The sequence below is a fragment of the Anaerotignum sp. genome, assembly GCF_030625865.1.
Classification (GTDB): Bacteria; Bacillota; Clostridia; order Lachnospirales; family Anaerotignaceae; genus Chakrabartyella.
The window spans coordinates 36,003-52,954 of record NZ_DAOUQB010000022.1 but is presented as its reverse complement, the minus strand read 5'-3'; the positions used below and the strand labels follow the sequence as shown (position 1 = coordinate 52,954).

The 16,952-nt window shown below is 39.4% G+C and carries 12 protein-coding genes; 8 read left to right on the top strand and 4 right to left on the bottom strand.

Annotated features, from left to right (window positions below; genetic code table 11):
* The 6 genes from carB to P9Q65_RS07965 all read left to right on the top strand — a co-directional run.
* Window positions 1–3,528, top strand: a 3,528-nt coding sequence (gene carB, locus P9Q65_RS07990; protein ID WP_304508858.1) for a carbamoyl-phosphate synthase large subunit, incomplete at its 5' end; no start/stop codon positions are given.
* 160 nt (window positions 3,529–3,688) lie between these two features.
* On the top strand, window positions 3,689–4,228 hold the full coding sequence (gene rbr, locus P9Q65_RS07985) for a rubrerythrin (RefSeq protein ID WP_304508857.1): 540 nt from the start codon (window positions 3,689–3,691) through the stop codon (window positions 4,226–4,228).
* Between the two features lie 366 nt (window positions 4,229–4,594).
* Window positions 4,595–5,074 (top strand): MarR family winged helix-turn-helix transcriptional regulator, encoded by a 480-nt coding sequence (locus P9Q65_RS07980; RefSeq protein WP_304508856.1) that lies wholly within the window; start codon window positions 4,595–4,597, stop codon window positions 5,072–5,074.
* Window positions 5,071–6,192, top strand: coding sequence for an efflux RND transporter periplasmic adaptor subunit (locus P9Q65_RS07975; protein WP_304508855.1), 1,122 nt, complete (start codon window positions 5,071–5,073; stop codon window positions 6,190–6,192). Before P9Q65_RS07980 ends, P9Q65_RS07975 begins: the two co-directional genes overlap by 4 nt.
* A gap of 3 nt (window positions 6,193–6,195) precedes the next feature.
* The gene (locus P9Q65_RS07970; RefSeq protein ID WP_304508854.1) at window positions 6,196–9,333 is read left to right on the top strand and encodes an efflux RND transporter permease subunit; all 3,138 of its coding nucleotides are present in this window, start codon (window positions 6,196–6,198) and stop codon (window positions 9,331–9,333) included.
* Between the two features lie 131 nt (window positions 9,334–9,464).
* Window positions 9,465–10,187: an MBL fold metallo-hydrolase gene (locus P9Q65_RS07965; RefSeq protein WP_304508853.1), complete on the top strand. Its 723-nt coding sequence runs from the start codon at window positions 9,465–9,467 to the stop codon at window positions 10,185–10,187.
* A gap of 101 nt (window positions 10,188–10,288) precedes the next feature.
* Here P9Q65_RS07965 and P9Q65_RS07960 read toward each other — a convergent pair whose 3' ends face one another.
* Together P9Q65_RS07960 and P9Q65_RS07955 are read right to left on the bottom strand one after the other, a co-directional pair.
* On the bottom strand, window positions 10,289–12,817 hold the full coding sequence (locus tag P9Q65_RS07960) for an FAD-dependent oxidoreductase (RefSeq protein ID WP_304508852.1): 2,529 nt from the start codon (window positions 12,815–12,817) through the stop codon (window positions 10,289–10,291).
* Between the two features lie 75 nt (window positions 12,818–12,892).
* Complete coding sequence (locus tag P9Q65_RS07955; protein WP_304508851.1) at window positions 12,893–13,273, bottom strand: desulfoferrodoxin family protein; 381 nt, start codon at window positions 13,271–13,273, stop codon at window positions 12,893–12,895.
* A 139-nt stretch (window positions 13,274–13,412) separates the two neighbouring features.
* Between P9Q65_RS07955 and P9Q65_RS07950 the strand changes: the two genes are divergently transcribed.
* Window positions 13,413–14,072: a Crp/Fnr family transcriptional regulator gene (locus P9Q65_RS07950; protein ID WP_304508850.1), complete on the top strand. Its 660-nt coding sequence runs from the start codon at window positions 13,413–13,415 to the stop codon at window positions 14,070–14,072.
* Window positions 14,073–14,108: 36 nt separating this feature from the next.
* Here P9Q65_RS07950 and spoIIID read toward each other — a convergent pair whose 3' ends face one another.
* The gene (gene spoIIID / locus P9Q65_RS07945) at window positions 14,109–14,366 is read right to left on the bottom strand and encodes a sporulation transcriptional regulator SpoIIID (protein WP_304508849.1); all 258 of its coding nucleotides are present in this window, start codon (window positions 14,364–14,366) and stop codon (window positions 14,109–14,111) included.
* Window positions 14,367–14,670: 304 nt separating this feature from the next.
* Here spoIIID and P9Q65_RS07940 point away from each other — a divergent pair, with 304 nt between their 5' ends.
* Complete coding sequence (locus P9Q65_RS07940) at window positions 14,671–15,750, top strand: PTS transporter subunit IIC (protein WP_304508848.1); 1,080 nt, start codon at window positions 14,671–14,673, stop codon at window positions 15,748–15,750.
* A gap of 155 nt (window positions 15,751–15,905) precedes the next feature.
* On the opposite strand, the gene P9Q65_RS07935 is transcribed toward P9Q65_RS07940, so the two are convergent.
* On the bottom strand, window positions 15,906–16,844 hold the full coding sequence (locus P9Q65_RS07935) for a carbohydrate kinase family protein (RefSeq protein WP_304508846.1): 939 nt from the start codon (window positions 16,842–16,844) through the stop codon (window positions 15,906–15,908).
* Between the last annotated feature and the right edge of the window lie 108 nt (window positions 16,845–16,952).

Sequence of the window (16,952 nt, the reverse complement as noted above, 5' to 3'; positions counted from 1 at the left end):
GCCTTTACCTTAGGGGGAAGCGGTGGCGGTATTGCTAAAAACAATGACGAATTAACGGAAATTGCCCGCAGTGGCTTAGAGGCATCTCCTATCCATCAGATTTTAGTAGAACAGTGTATCTCAGGCTGGAAAGAAATCGAATTTGAAGTGATGCGTGATGGGGATGGCAACGTCATTGCTGTATGTTCCATGGAAAATTTCGACCCCGTTGGTGTGCATACTGGAGACTCTATCGTCATTGCCCCTGCCTTTACCTTGGCAGATAAAGAGTATCAAATGCTTCGTACCGCCGCTTTGAATATTATTACGGAATTACAGGTAGAAGGGGGTTGTAACGTACAATTTGCCTTAGACCCTGAAAGTTTCCGCTATGCGGTCATTGAAGTAAATCCCCGTGTGTCCCGCTCCTCAGCGTTGGCATCCAAGGCGACAGGCTACCCCATTGCAAAAGTTGCAGCACAGATTGCCGTTGGCCTTACCCTTGGGGAAATTGAAAATGCAGTTACAGGCAAAACAAGTGCATTTTTTGAGCCAACCTTAGACTATGTGGTTGTGAAACTGCCGAAATGGCCTTTTGACAAATTTGTTTATGCCAAGAGAAAACTTGGTACACAGATGAAAGCCACTGGGGAAGTCATGGCAATCGCTCCTACCTTTGAACAGGCATTGCTAAAATCCGTTCGTGGGGCAGAAATCTCTATGAATACCTTGAATTTGGCCGCTTTAGCTGACCATAGTGATGCTGAAATCAAGGATATGCTTTATGAAACCACGGATCGTAGACTTTTTGTGGTTTATGAAGCCTTAAAACGTGGCATTTCCATTGAAGAAATCCATGAAATCACACTGATTGATGAATGGTTCTTGGGCAAGCTTACAAATATTTTAGCAACGGAAAAACGGCTTGCGGAGGAAACCCTAACAGAAGAACTTTACCTTTTTGCGAAGAATGTAGGATTTTTGGATCAGACCATTTATGCCCTATCAGGACAGACTTACCCCCACCGAGGGGCAGTTTATAAAATGGTAGACACCTGTGCTGCGGAATTTGCGGCACAAACACCTTATTTCTACGCAACCTACGACACTGAAAATGAAGCCGCCGAATTTATCGAAACTCATAACCAAGGCAAAAAAACGGTTATTGTTTTCGGCTCTGGCCCCATCCGTATTGGCCAAGGCATTGAGTTTGACTATGCTTCCGTTCACTGTGTTTGGACGTTAAAAGAAGAAGGCTATGACGTGGTTATGGTAAATAATAACCCCGAGACAGTATCCACAGACTTTGATACGGCAGACCGTCTTTACTTTGAGCCCCTCACACCAGAGGATGTTATGGATATTATTGCAACAGAACAGCCCTATGGCGTTGTGGTTGCCTTCGGCGGACAAACGGCAATCAAACTGACAAAAGCTTTATCTGAAGCAGGTGTGAAAATTTTAGGCACCTCCGGAGAAAGCATTGATGCGGCAGAGGACAGAGAAAAATTTGATGCCATCCTCGAAAAATTGCATATGTCAAGACCCAAAGGCTTTGGCGTTATGACAAAGGAAGAAGCCTTAAAAGCAGCAAATCAGCTTGGCTATCCTGTTTTGGTACGCCCTTCCTATGTTTTGGGCGGTCAGAATATGATTATCGCTTTTTCCGACGAGGAAGTAGAGCGTTATATGAATATTATTCTGGATGGGGGTATTGAAAACCCGATTCTCGTGGATAAATATTTAATGGGCACTGAGGTTGAGGTTGACGCAATCTGCGACGGCGAAACCGTGCTTATTCCCGGCATCATGGAACACGTAGAGCGTGCAGGTATCCATAGTGGTGACTCCATCGCCGTATATCCCGCTTGGAATTTGAGCGGCCCCTTAACACGTCGCTTGATTGAAGCAACGGAAAAACTGGCTTTGGCGTTAGAAACCAGAGGCCTGATTAATATACAATATGTTATTTTTGAAAACGAAATCTATATCATCGAGGCAAACCCCCGTGCATCCAGAACCATTCCTTATATCAGTAAGGTAACGGGATTACCTGTCGTTGATATTGCTACACAAGTAATGCTTGGCAAAAAACTCAAAGATATGCCTTATGGCACAGGCTTATTCCGCCAGTCCTTATTCTCGGCTGTTAAGGTTCCTGTATTCTCCTTTGAGAAATTGACGGATGTAGATACCCACCTTGGTCCCGAAATGAAATCGACAGGTGAAGTTTTGGGGATTGGACGAACCTTGGAGGAAGCAATTTATAAAGGCTTGGCTGCGGCCGGCTATCACATGGAGCAACGTGGCGGGGTACTGCTTACAGTAAAGAAAAGAGATAAACCTGAGGTGGTTCATCCTGCAAGAAAATTGCATGAACTGGGCTTTACCCTATATGCAACGGAAGGTACCGCTTTTGAGTTGAAAAAGTATGGTATCCCCGTAATAGAACTGCCAACCATGGTAGATGGCATTGACGAAATTATGGAATTACTGGAAAGCGGTAAAATTCAATACATGGTTTCCACCTCCAATAAAAGTACGTTACCTCAGCTTGCCAGCGTAAAAATTCGTAGAAAAGCTACAGAACGAGGTATTTTCTGCTTAACCAGCATTGATACCACAAATGCTTTGGTAAATGCATTATCCAGCGGTTTCCACCTGAACAACATGGAATTAATTGATATTGCCCATCTTCCTAGGGAAAAGGAAAAACTTCACTTTACCAAAATGCGTGGAAGCGGTAACGATTATATCTATTTTGATTGTTTTGAACAGGAAATCAAAAATCCCGAATTTTTAAGTGTTTGGCTCTCCAGCCGTCGAAATGGTATCGGTGGCGATGGTATTGTCCTCATGGAACCTTCTAAGGTTGCAGATGCAAAAATGCGTATGTTCAATGCAGATGGTACAGAGTCTGCCGTTGCGGGAAATCCCATTCGCTGTGTTGCCAAATATCTTTATGATAAGGGTATGATTGACTCCGATCATCTAACCATAGAAACGGGTTACGGCGTAAAAAATCTGGAGCTGTTTATCCGTGAGAATGAGGTTTATTCTGTGTTGGTTCACATGGGTCATGCTGATTTTAACCCCAAAGCCGTACCTGTTACCCTTGGGGAGGAACCTGTAATTCACAAGGGAATTACCCTAAATGGAAAGGAATATTTCATCACTTGCCTTTCCATGGGCAACCCTCACTGTGTTATTTTTACTGAGGATGTGGAATACATTCCTTTGGAGGAAGTTGGCCCTTTGTTTGAGCATGCCCCCTTCTTCCCGGAACGGGCGAACATCTCCTTTGCCTCCATAGAAGACCGTACAACGCTGCGTATGCGTGTATGGGAAAGAGGCATCGGTGAAACCTGGGCTTGCGGTACCGGCGCTTGCGCTGTTGCAGCTGCAGCTGTTGCCTTAGGACATTGTCCTGACAAACAGGATATTACCGTGAAACTTCGTGGGGGAGATTTGATTATTCACTGCGATAATAACAATATTACCATGACCGGCGATGCCCGTAAGGATTTTGAAGGTTTTATAGAAATTTAAATAGATTGAAAAGTGGTATCCCCAAAAGGGACACCACTTTCCTTTTATAAAAAAAAGGAAAAATTTATCCTTTACTAGTTGACAATCATTATTATTTAATATATAATATATTACATAAAAGAGAAGTTAATATAATTTAAAATATTTCGGAGGTGTCTTTATGGAATTAAAAGGATCTAAAACAGAAGCGAATTTAATGGCTGCATTTGCCGGTGAATCTCAAGCAAGAAATAAGTATACATATTATGCAAGCAAAGCAAAAAAAGAAGGCTATGAACAAATTGCAGACCTTTTTATCGAAACAGCAAATAACGAAAAAGAACATGCAAAAATTTGGTTCAAACTGTTGCACGAAGGTGATGTACCTTCCACAGAGCAAAACCTGTTGGATGCTGCTTTAGGTGAAAACTACGAATGGACCGACATGTATGCTAACTTTGCAAAAGAAGCAAAAGAAGAAGGCTTTGATCGTATTGCATATCTTTTTGAAGCAGTTGGTAAAATTGAAAAAGAACATGAAGCAAGATATCGTCAGCTTTTAGAAAACCTGAAAAATGACACAGTATTTGCAAAAGAAGAAGAAACTGTATGGCATTGTGAAAACTGCGGACACAGATTTGTAGGTAAGAATGCTCCTAAGGTTTGTCCTGTATGTAATCACCCTCAGGCTTACTTCCGTCTGGTTGCTGAAAACTACTAAGACTCACGTTTCCCCTATTTATCAGGAAATGAATTTTAAAAAAGAATTGATAGAAATCTGTCAATTCTTTTTTTATACCCAATTTTTAGTTAAAAAATAAAATTAGAAAAAAATCACAAAATCAATTTTTGCGAAATAATTTTCTTAGCCTTTTCCTTTCTTCAATAAATATCAAAAAAACGAATTCGCTTTTTTTATTCCTATTGCACCCATAAAAACTCAGCACTAACTTGTTTGGTTCGGTTTTAAAAACAAATTAAAATCTTTAAAAATTCTTAATAAAATAATTACACAAAGCAATTGACACGGAGTTAGTTTTATCATAAAATTAATTTCATATTGCAAGTTGAAAGAGGGGTTCCTTTAATGTCTGATATCAGTGGCAAACAAATTGCCGCGCTTTTTATTAAATTAAACACAAACTTAGTTTATTGGGGCAGGCTTCATTTAGTGGAAGTATTTAGTGCAAATGGGAAAGGAGCCGAAACAAGATTAACTACACAACAATTCCATTCCCTAATCTGCATTAGAGATTTTGGTTTAAATACGGTTTCTCAAATATCTGATGCCCTTTGCCTAAGTAAAAGCAGTGCATCTTTAAGTATTGCAAAAATGGTTGAAAAAGGTTATTTAAAAAAAGAATGTGCCACAAAAAACGATGATGGACGTAAAATTTATCTTCATCTAACGGAAAAAGGGAATGCTGCTGCACAAGCTACCGAAAACGCCCTTATGAAAATAACCAGCAGCTACTTTGATTCTTTTGACGATGAAACTAAGTTGACTCTTTATGAGCATTTAAATACAATCATTCAAATATTATCAACAGGAGGAACTAAAAAATGAACCAAAAGTTAATCATTCTATGCCTTTGTAGTGTTCTTTTGGCAGGATGTGCCAATGGAGCTAGTGAGGAAGAAGAAACCGTATTACGAACTGTTGAAGTCGCTGCCGTTGGCATAGACTCAATTTCTAATGACTTTTCCTATTCTGGAAAAGCTGCTGCTTCAAAAGAAATCTCCGTTGTCCCCACGATTCCAGGGGAAGTTATGAACTATTTCTTTGAAGTTGGGGATACTGTAAGGGAAAATCAAGTTCTTTTTACAGTGGATTCCTCCGATTTAAACGATCAGTTACGTAGTGCAGAAGCAAACTATAATGTTTCTAAGCTAAACCTTGAAAATGCCGAAAAAACCTATAATAACAACAAGGTTCTTTTCCAAGGGGGTATTATTTCCCAAACAGAGATGGATCAAATTAAATTATCCTATGAATCAGCAAAAGCAAATATTGAATCTTTGGAAGTAAACCTGGACATTTTGAAGAAACAAATTAACGACTGCTCTGTTACTTCCCCCATGTCCGGTGTAATCGTGAGCAGAAATGTGGAAAGAGGCGGATTTGCCAGCCAAACCACTCCTGCTTATGTCATTATGGATCTTTCTACCATCAAAGTTGAAGTAGGTGTTTCCGAACAAGCGATTAATGTAATTCACGTTGGCGATAAGGTTCAAGTTACCATGAGTGCTGTTTCAGATACCCCTTTAATCGGAAAAATCTCAACCATTAGCCCGGCTTCCAGCCAAACCGGTACATATTCTGTAAAAGTTGAACTAGACAATAAAGATGGTGCCATTAAATCCGGTATGTTGGCTGATGTTAACTTCGTAAAAGAAAAAGCTGATGATGCAATAATATTACCTAGAGATGCAGTCCTTACCAAAAATGGTGAATTCTATGTCTATATCGTAGAAGGTGATATTGCGAAGAAAACACCTGTAACCACCGGTATTGAAACCGGCGAAACCATTCAGATTACTTCTGATTTACCCGAAGGTGCACAGATAGTAACCCGTGGTCAAACATACCTTTCCGACGGCGAACAGGTTTCTATTGCCAACCAGGCTGATCCTGCTGAAAATACTGCTGAAAACATTGCAGAAGATACGGCAAAGGAGGAATAAAATATGTTGTCCAGACTATCCATCCGCCGGCCTGTTACCACAATCATGGTATCTTTGATGGTATTAATTGCCGGTATTGTAGCTTATTCTAGCTTAAACCTATCCTTGATGCCTAACGTAGACATACCCGTTGTTTTAGTTAGTACCACTTATGTGGGCGCAGGCCCCGAAGAAATTGAAAACCTTGTTTCAAAACCTCTGGAGGAAGCACTTGGTACCGTTAATAATGTGGATACCATTACTTCAATGTCCAATTCTGACAGTTCTATGATCGTGGTACAATTTGTTGATGGTACGGATATTGATATGGCGTCCTTGGATTTACGAGACGTATTAGACCGTACCAAATACGCACTGCCTGATGATGTTGATGATCCCGTTATATTTAAAATAGATATGAACGCTGTCCCCATTTATTTGGGCGCTACATCAGATACTCTTGACTTAAATTCTCTGAACGACTTATTGGAAGATGATATTCTTCCCCGTTTGGAGCGTATTGAAGGGGTTGCCTCTATTAATACATATGGGGGTATTGAAGAAGAAGTGCGTATTACTGTTGACCCCAGCAAATTAGCTGGTTATAACCTGACCACCAGTACCCTTTCTCAAATTTTAGCCGCAGAAAATATGAACCTGCCTTCAGGCACCCTCTCTCAGGGTGAAAGCAAAGTACAGGTACGTACCATGGGTCAGTTCTCTTCCATTGAAGAAATCAATGATTTGCCCATTGCAACACCCTCTGGGGCAATTATTAAGCTAAGCGATGTAGCAAAGGTAGAAGAAGTGGAAAAAGACAAAACTTCCATCTCCTATGTTAACAGCCAAAAGGGTATGCTAATCGCCGTAAATAAGCAGTCTACGGCAAACTTGGTTAAAACAAGTGATAAACTTCAAAAAGAAATAAATAAGCTTTCAAATGAATATCCTGAGCTTAAAATTAGCATTGTTATGGATACCTCAAGCTATATCAAGGATTCTATCTCAAATGTAACGCAAACGGCATTTTTAAGTGCAATCATTGCATTCTTTGTATTGTTGTTGTTCTTAAAGAACCCTATTACATCCGGTATTATTGCCGTATCCATACCTACATCAATATTGGCAACCTTTGCCTTGATGTATTTAGCGGATATGTCGCTAAATATCATTTCCATGGGTGGTGTCGCCATTGGTATAGGTATGCTGGTTGATAACTCTATCGTTGTTTTGGATAGTATTTATCAGTATTATGAGCGTGGCTATACCCCTAAGGAAGCGGCAGAAATCGGTGCAAAGGAAGTTACCATGGCAATTACCGCCTCTACTTTAACAACGGTAGCGGTTTTCTTGCCCATTGCTTTCGTAAAAGGTTCCGTAGGACAGCTTTTGCAAAACCTGTCTTTCTCTGTTACCTTTGCCTTACTGTCTTCCCTTTTCGTTGCCATAACCTTCGTTCCTATGGCCTGCGCATTAATGTTGCAAAAAGACAGGAAAACTAAATTACGTAAATACAGTAAATTTTCTTCTGCCCTTACCATATGGGATAAAGCGTTGGATCGTATCACCCAGTTTTATGAAAACGTACTGCGCTGGTCGTTGGCTCATCGTAAAAAAACAGTACTTCTGGTTCTGCTAATCTTTATCGGCAGCTTGGCAACAGTACCTTTCACCGGCATGGACTTCATGGAACAAATGGACGAAGGTACTGCCAATATTTCCATCACCCTGCCCAACGGAACCACCTTGGATACCACAGAAGAAGTTGTTTTAGAAGCACTGTATCGCCTTCAAACTATCCCCGAGGCTGAAACCGTTTATGCCAATATCGGTGCTGACTCCATGTCCACCAATAGCTCTATTGCAAGTATTTATATGAATTTGGTTGGGCAAGGGGAAAGAGATCGCAGTACCGAAGAAGTCTGCGAAGAAATTAAAACCCTTTTAGGGGATATTCCAGGAATCGAATTATCTGTATCCGCTTCTGACTCAGCAATGGGCAATATGGGCGGTTCTGATGTAACCTTTAATGTTTATGGCTATGATAATCAAGTTCTCATGGATATTGAAGATGACATTGTAGATCTGATCAGTAATATTGATGGATTTACTGATGTAGAAAGCTCCACAGGTAACACTGTACCCGAAGCAAGAGTTGTAATAGATCGAAGTAAGGCATCCCATTATGGAATTACTGCATCCTCCATCGCCAGCGCTTTGAATACAGCAATCTCCGGTTCTACAGCAACCAAGTATAAAATAGACGGAACGGAATTAGATGTGGTACTTCGCTATGATACAAAAGAACTGAATTACCTTACAGATTTGGATAATTTAACAGTAACCTCTGCAACAGGCAGCCAGATTCCTCTTTCGGATGTTGCCAGCATTGAAGTTACAGAAAGTGCAACTTCCATTTCCCGTGAAAACCAAAAGAACTATATCACCATTAGTGCCAACACGCCTGACTTAAGCGGTAGTGAAGCACAAAAACTGGTGGATCAAGCCTTGGCTTCTTATAACTTCCCCGAAGGTTGCACTTATGGCTATTCCGGAAGTATGGAAATGATGATGGATTCCTTTAGAAGTCTGATGTTATGTATGGTAATTGCCATCTTATTGGTATATATGATTATGGCTTCTCAGTTTGAATCCGTACGATATCCTTTCATTGTCATGTTCTCCATGCCTTTGGCAATTACAGGGGGTATCTTAGGTCTGTTCGTAACAGGGCACACCGTAACTATGCCCGCCCTTATGGGATTTGTTATGCTGGTGGGTATGGTTGTAAATAATGCCATCGTATTGGTTGATTACGTAAATCAGCTCATGGGACGTGGCCTAAGCTGCTATGATGCTTTGATAACAGCAGGCCCCAGACGTTTACGCCCCATTTTAATGACTACACTGACTACAGTTTTAGGTATGCTTCCCATGGCATTAAGCGTCAAAGAAGGCAGCGAAATGATGCAAAGTTTAGCCATCGGTGTTATTTTCGGTCTTGCTTTCTCTACCATTGTAACCCTGATCTTTATTCCTGTTGTATATACTTGGATGAATGAGAGAAAAACGCGTCGGAAACAGAAAAAGGAAAACAAAAAAGCTAAAAAAGCTTTAAAAGCACAGAATAAGCAGAAAAAACAAAAAAATGTTACTGCATAAAAAATAATATTTGTTTACTATTGCTTTTTCCTTAATAAAGACGATATACTGAAAGAGATAGAAGTACCGTTTATTTTTATAAAATAAGCGGTACTTTCGTATTGAGAATGACAACAGAAAGGAATTCCAGTATGAAATTCATGAAAATATCGGAACACATTTATTTTATGGAGCACAATCCCGAAACAGATCGCCCAGCCCTGGGATATGTTAGAGGGGAAAAAGGTGGATTTATGATGGATGCAGGTAATTCTGCAGCCCATTATCATCACTTTATAGAAAAGTTGCAGGAAAATAAGCTTCCCCATCCTCGCTATCTTTCTTTAACCCATGCCCATTGGGATCATAGCTTTGGTCTTTGGGCAACAAAAACCGCTACCATTGCCGGGGGAAAAACAAATAAAGAATTGGAAAAAATGTCCCATTGGGCATGGGATGAAGAATCCATGAAAAATCGTTTGAAAACGGGAGAGGACTCTGTTTTTTCTGACACCCATATCCGTAGGGAATATAGTCACCGCAGTGACATAAAAGTAAAAACTGCTGAAATTAGCTTTAACGGCTCTATGACCATTGATTTGGGAGACGTCACCTGTATATTAAGGGAAATCGTATCTCCTCATTGCAGAGACTCTGTGGTTTTTATCATTCCTCAGGATGGGGTTATCTTTTTGGGTGACTCCTATTGTTCTGCTATTCAAGGAGAAGAATGGTTTTATGATAAGGTCTTATTAACAGCATACATTGACGAAATAGAGAAAATTGATTTTCGCCTAGCCATCAAAGGACATCATCCCCCACAGACAAAGGAAGAACTTTTGGCTGAATTAAAATCAGAATGGAAAAAGCTTTAATGTAAACAAAAGACACCTCATAAAATAGGAGGTGCCTTTTTCATTCATTTGTAATGTTCACACAAAAAAGAGGACATCGAAAGATGTCCCCATTTTTCTTTTTAGTTAAAAAATTCTCCAAAATTTTTCTTTTCTTCCACTGCAAGTGTGGATTCGCCAATTTTTGAAGTATCTCCCAAAAGGATTACACCACAAAGGATATTGTTTAGGAAATAATATTTTTCCAAAATGCCTTTTCTTTCATCCTTTATTTCTACAGTCTTATAACGCTTGCCTTCCTTACTGCCTACATCACCCATAGCAAATAGCGTAGTTCCCATTGCTGCTAAGGTTACACCATAAGTCTTTGTTCCAAAGGTCAAACTATCTCCCGCTGCATTTGCTCCTGCAATTCTTCCCATTTCAGATGCTACAGGCCAAATAGCTATATTTAGACCTTGATACTGAGCGCAATCTCCGCAAGCATAAACATCCGTCGCACTGGTACGCATAAACTCATCCACTACCACAGCACGTTCACAGGTAATTCCCGCCTCTGTTGCCAAAGCAATATTAGCTCTAACACCGGTAGAAATAATAACCAAATCTCCGGGGATTTTTTCTCCGCCATCCAATATTACACCGTCAACCTTAGAATCACCACTAATCTCGGAAATCTTTGCTCCGATTACCATGCGAATTCCCTGGTCATTTGCAATTTTTGTAAGCATGTCCGCTGTTACACCATCAATTTTTCCTGCCAAAAGTGCCGGTGCACCTTCCAAAACTGTTACTTCCAGTTTTTGCTTTCTCAATTCCCAAGCAGCCTCAAGGCCTAATACGCCGCCGCCAATCACAACTGCCGACTTTGCACCCTTGGCCCAAAGGTTTACCTTTTCTACATCGGCAATGGATCTGATCGCTGTAACACCCGTAAGCTCTCTGCCCTTAATAGGAGGAACAAAACTATAGGAACCTAAGGCATAAATACATTTGTCGTAAACTAATACTTCCCCATCAGAAAGAACAACCTCTTTCTTTTCGGAATCTAATTTTTCAGCCTTTACCCCTAATTTCAATGTGATCTGATTCTCTGTATACCAATTTTTTTCCTCACTGGCAATCGCACCATTGCTGATTGCCCCAAACATACTTTTTGTCAGCATTGGTCTGTCATAGGGCAACTCATTTTCTTCACAAATCATAGTAATTTCCGCAGTTTTATTCCGTTTACGAATGGATTTTGCAGCATTCAAAGCTGCTGTACCGCCACCTAAAATAACAAAGCATTCGTCGCTTTCTTTTTGGAAGATTACTTCTTCCATTTCCACAGGAACAAAATTTTCAGGCCCTACGCCGCAAACAGGGCAACGTTCCATGGAAGAATCTAAGATCTCACCGCATACCAAACACTTAACCAAGGTACTTCTTCCGCTTGGCTTTGCCGGTACATTTTTTTGCTGCACTTTTTCACCAAAGCAATATCCAAATTCGTATGCCTCCAAAAATTCCTTTTCCGAAGGCTTAAAACGTACCTGAAAACCGTCAACTACACGCATTTGAAGCTGTTTCAACCTTTCTGTCAAATGGGGAACCCCTTCACCGCTCCATCCATAGCTACCAAAGGCTCCGGCAAGCTTACCACCATGAACAGGAGCAAACAAAGAAGTGGTCAAATCCCAAATTGGCTTTAAGGCCTCCCCTAAAATGGTTGGTGTGCCAAGTAAAAATCCATCTGCCGCTGCAAGTTCTCCTAATACCGCAGATGCATCCGCAGTTAACATATCATAAATTTTTACGTCAATATCGCCACTTTCACGAATACCCTCTGCTATTTTTTCTGCCAGTTGGCCTGTATATCCATAGGCACTTACATAGGGAATGACAACAGTTGTTTTATCATTGGTGGGAATTTTACACCATTGTTCATAAATTCCAATTAATTCGTCTATATGACTATCCAAAACAGGCCCATGACCTGGACAAATCATATCAATCTCTAATGATTTTACCACTTCTAAGGCATTTGTCAGATATGGCTGTTTAAAAGGTCCTAAGATATTATCAAAATAATACTTTGTAGCACGCATATAGCCCTCTTCATCCGTTACGGTGCTTCTTAAAATGCCTTCATGGGCATAATGAGAACCAAAAGAATCGCAGGTTACCAAAACTTTATCCTCAACAACGTAGGAATACATACTATCAGGCCAGTGAAGATTTGGCAGAGAATAAAAACGCAAAGTTTTATCACCAATGCGCAATTCCGATTCATTTTCTACAGGAATACTATAGAAATCACGGTTTACAATTTGTTTCAAAAATCCAATTGCCGTGGGTGTTGCAATGATTTTTGCCTGAGGGCATTTTTCAATAATATTTACAATACTACCGGCATGATCCGGCTCTGTATGGTCAACTACAATATAATCAATATTTTCAATATTCAGCTTTTCAGACAATGCCTCCTCATATTCATCCCAAAACTTTGCTTTTGCCGTTTCAAAAAGAACATTTTTATCTCCGCACTTTAAAATATAAGAGTTATAGGTTGTACCGAACTCTGTCATCATAATAATGTCAAACACGCGTAAATCTTTATCTAAAATACCAGCCCAAAAAAGATCTTTCTTTAACTGTAATGTTTTCATTTAAAACTCCCTCCTTCTCAATCCCTGTTGAAACAAACAAAGACCGGTAAAAACCGGCCTTTGTAGGTGTGTTTATTAAGCTTCGTACTTCCAAAGACCGTGTAAATTACAGTATTCGTACGCAGCAACAAATTTTTCATCATCTGCCAATGCAAATTCAGCTTCAGGCGCGCCTGTATGATCCAAATACTTCAACTGTCCGCCCTTTGTTGTTTCTAAATAAATCCAAGCAATGTGATGCTCTTCTACCATAGGATGTGCAACGCTACCAACAACAACCTTTACTTTATTGCCTTCAACGGTTACAACAGGAACATGCTTTTCTGTAGCAGCATCTGTAGTATTTGCTTTCAATTCTTCCATTTTCTCTCCACAACAGACAACAGGTACACCTGAGTCTTCTACCTTAAGAATAATGTTGTGACAGTGATTACATCTAAAAAATTTTGGTCTCATAAATTTTCCTCCTTCATAATGTAATTATATTATTATTTACTTGTTACCCTATAATTTAAACCTTTGACTTTTCTGTAAATTTATGATAGCATATTCACAAAAAATAATCTGTTGCATATGCAACAATAAGGAGTTTTTTATGGAAAATTTGATAAAAAATCCAATTTTTAACGGTGTCTCTCTTGATGATGTTGAAAAAATGATCGTTTGTTTCGAAGCACAAAAAAAATTTTTCAAAGAAAAACAAACGGTTTATGTTTATAATCTCGGCTGTCAAAAAGTCGGACTATTATACCACGGATGCGTGTCCATCAATAGAATAAATGCTGACGGCTCTTTAGATATGCTGGAATACATTGAAAATTCCGGTATATTTGGTGCTACCTTTTCCTTTTTTGAACACGATGATGAATTTATTGTTGTATGTGAAAAAGATTGCGCAATACTTTTTGTAGATAAATCTCAAATTACAAAGCGTTGCTCTAAAGCTTGTGCCCACCACAGCACTGTCATAGAAAACCTACTTTCTTTTATGTCGAAAAAAATTGTGGATTTAACAGAAAAGGTAGACATTTTAAGTCACCGTACCATTCGAGATAAGCTTTTATGTTATTTTCGAATGCAACTAGCAAAATCCGGTAATAATTTCTTCCAATTACCCTTCTCTTTTCTGGCTCTGGCAAATTATCTTTGCATTGACCGCAGCGCAATGATGCGTGAGCTTAAAAAGATGAAAGAGGATCATATTGTTAAGGTAACTGGAAAAAACATCTATATTAATTCTACACCAAAAAGCTGACACAAACAATGTGTCAGCCTTTTTTTCATATTATTTTCATCTTTTTAGTTTATGAAGATATTTTTCTTTGGTGGCCATGCCGCCTCTAATATGACGTTCTGCTTTGTTTACCTCAAGCACACGGCGAACAGACCGTGCCAATTCCGGATCAATACGTTCTACACGATCAGTAATATCCTTATGTACCGTTGATTTACTGATGCCAAATTTTTTTGCCGTTTCTCTAACTGTTGCATTTGTATGAATCATAAATTTTGCTACCTCTACCGCCCTCTCCTCAATATATGTTTTCAACCTTAGCACTCCCCTAGAGATCATCTTGGATTATTTATATGCGAACACCAATTGCATATATGAACCTTTTTGTGGATTTCTTAAAGAAGTGGCATTTTTCTTTCATCAAACAAAATAAAAAATCTGATTTTTTGTTGACTTTTGGTCAACACTATTCACGGAAAACATGAATCTCAAAAAATTTACAATATACGAAAAGCACAAATTTTTGAAGATTAACAATTTTTTGTCAATTTTTATTGTATTCTAATAAAACAAGAAGTATAATAGTGGTTAAAAAAATTCTTTACTATGGGAGGTTGTCATGGAAACTAATCAATCATCGCAAGGGTTTCGTTCTTTTCTTAAACGAAAGGATATTGAATTTTCCGCAAAACGCTACGGAATCGAAGCCTTAGGAGCGATGGCACAAGGTTTATTTGCTTCTTTACTGATTGGTACGATTATTTCAACTTTAGGGCAGCAGCTTGGCATTGAAATTTTAGTTGAAATAGGAAATTTTGCAAAAAGTGTAACCGGTTCTGCTATGGCAGTTGCAATTGGTTATGCGCTAAAATGTCCCCCTTTGGTTCTTTTTTCGTTAATTGCCGTAGGCGGGGCCGCAAACAGCTTAGGTGGACCCGGTGGCCCTCTTGCTGTACTTGTGGTTACCATCTTTGCCGCAGAATTCGGTAAAGCCGTTTCAAAAGAAACAAAGATTGACATTTTAGTAACACCCTCGGTAACCATTATCATAGGTGTTTTGTTATCTATGTGGTGGGCACCCTCTTTAGGGGCTGTTGCAAACGGCGTAGGAAAAACAATTATGTGGGCAACAGAGCTTCGACCTTTTTTAATGGGAATAATCGTTGCCGTTATTGTTGGTATCGCTTTAACACTACCCATCAGCAGTGCCGCCATTTGTGCCACGCTAGGCCTTACGGGACTTGCAGGCGGGGCAGCCTTAGCCGGTTGTTGCGCACAAATGATTGGTTTTGCAGTTATGAGTTTTCCTGAAAACAAGTGGGGCGGCTTATTCGCCCAAGGCATTGGTACATCCATGCTACAAATGGGTAATATCGTTCGTAACCCCAAAATTTGGATTCCACCTACCCTTGCTTCTGCAATCACAGGACCCATTGCAACCTGCTTTTTTCAAATGAAAATGAATGGTAATGCCGTTGCTTCCGGTATGGGTACTTGTGGACTTGTAGGACAAATCGGTTTATATACCGGATGGGTAAATGATATTTCCACAGGCGCAAAAGAAGCAATTACAGCCTTTGACTGGTTAGGCATGGGAATGATTTGCTTTTTGTTACCAGCCGTGTTTACCTTGATTTTTGCTTATATTCTAAGAAAAATGGGATGGATAAAAGAAAATGATTTAAAATTAAATCTATAATGTATAAAGTTCTTTGTTTTTCACAAGGTTTTGATAATTTTATGATAAACAAAAGCCCGTATTGTTCGGCAAATTATTTTCCGGACAATAGGGCTTTTTTCAATTATCAACACTTTTTGAAATAATTTCATTTTCTATAAAAATAATACCCACCTTTATACCTCTGCAACAAACCTGCTTTGCAATTTCAATGGCATCTTAGAAAAAGCATTTTTAAAATCTTCCTCTGAAAGGAGTCCCCCTGCTTTTGCCACTACACCAGCAGAAATATAATTTGCCGCTTCTATGGCTTCTTCAAAACTTAAACCGAATCGTCTTGCGGCAATCACTGCACCCATATGAGAATCTCCTGCGCCTATGGTATCAACTACCGTTGTTTCCACAGGTGGTGCATAGCAATCTTTTTCTCCATCAAAACAATAAGAACCTCTCTCTCCAAGCGTTACAATAACAGGGCTTTTTGTTTTGTCATACATTGTTCTTGCACCCTGCTCAACTATATCTTCCTTTGTAAATTCCAATAATTCTTTTTCGTTTAAATGAACAATGGGATGCAACTTTAGAACTTCCCCCATTCTTGTGGGATCAATTTTCATAATTCTTGGACTGGGTGAAAAATAAATTTGATACTTAGGATGCTTCTTTAGATATTCTATGATATTCATTCCTGTGTATTCTTCCACTTCCAAGCCACAAATGTAAACGCTGTCAATGGATTCCGTATCAATGTTATCTAAATATGATTCATAGAATGTATATTCAATTCCATGGTCTACAATAAAGGTTCGTTCGCCTCCGTCCTCTACCATGCAGTAGCAACAGCCATTTTCTCCTTCCGGACGTCTTACATAAATTGTGACTCCCCGTTCTTTTAGTTTTTCCAAAACAAAATTCCCATAAATTCCACCCCCAACAGCAGTACATAGGCTATAAGGCGCAGAAAAAAGACATAGGATATCCGAAGTTAAATATGCACATCCCCCTAAGGAGCGGCTTTGATTTGAAATATGCACATCCTCCCCCGTTACAGGTAAATGAGGAATATTTACGATTACATCAACCACAGAAGAACCGATCACCAACGTTTGTTTCATAGCATTTCTCTCTCCTAACTCAATTTCACTTCCTCTAGTATAGCATAAACATTACAAAAATCGAATCTTTTCTTTTTTTGGGGAACTATAAGCAAATAAATTGCGTCT

What these genes read in the sequence shown, in the direction of transcription:
- rbr (WP_304508857.1), top strand. Translation starts at nt 3,689, where the DNA reads ATGGAATTAAAAGGATCTAAAACAGAAGCGAATTTAATGGCTGCATTT.
- P9Q65_RS07980 (WP_304508856.1), top strand. Translation starts at nt 4,595, where the DNA reads ATGTCTGATATCAGTGGCAAACAAATTGCCGCGCTTTTTATTAAATTA.
- P9Q65_RS07975 (WP_304508855.1), top strand. Translation starts at nt 5,071, where the DNA reads ATGAACCAAAAGTTAATCATTCTATGCCTTTGTAGTGTTCTTTTGGCA.
- P9Q65_RS07970 (WP_304508854.1), top strand. Translation starts at nt 6,196, where the DNA reads ATGTTGTCCAGACTATCCATCCGCCGGCCTGTTACCACAATCATGGTA.
- P9Q65_RS07965 (WP_304508853.1), top strand. Translation starts at nt 9,465, where the DNA reads ATGAAATTCATGAAAATATCGGAACACATTTATTTTATGGAGCACAAT.
- P9Q65_RS07960 (WP_304508852.1), bottom strand. Translation starts at nt 12,817, where the DNA reads ATGAAAACATTACAGTTAAAGAAAGATCTTTTTTGGGCTGGTATTTTA.
- P9Q65_RS07955 (WP_304508851.1), bottom strand. Translation starts at nt 13,273, where the DNA reads ATGAGACCAAAATTTTTTAGATGTAATCACTGTCACAACATTATTCTT.
- P9Q65_RS07950 (WP_304508850.1), top strand. Translation starts at nt 13,413, where the DNA reads ATGGAAAATTTGATAAAAAATCCAATTTTTAACGGTGTCTCTCTTGAT.
- P9Q65_RS07940 (WP_304508848.1), top strand. Translation starts at nt 14,671, where the DNA reads ATGGAAACTAATCAATCATCGCAAGGGTTTCGTTCTTTTCTTAAACGA.
- P9Q65_RS07935 (WP_304508846.1), bottom strand. Translation starts at nt 16,844, where the DNA reads ATGAAACAAACGTTGGTGATCGGTTCTTCTGTGGTTGATGTAATCGTA.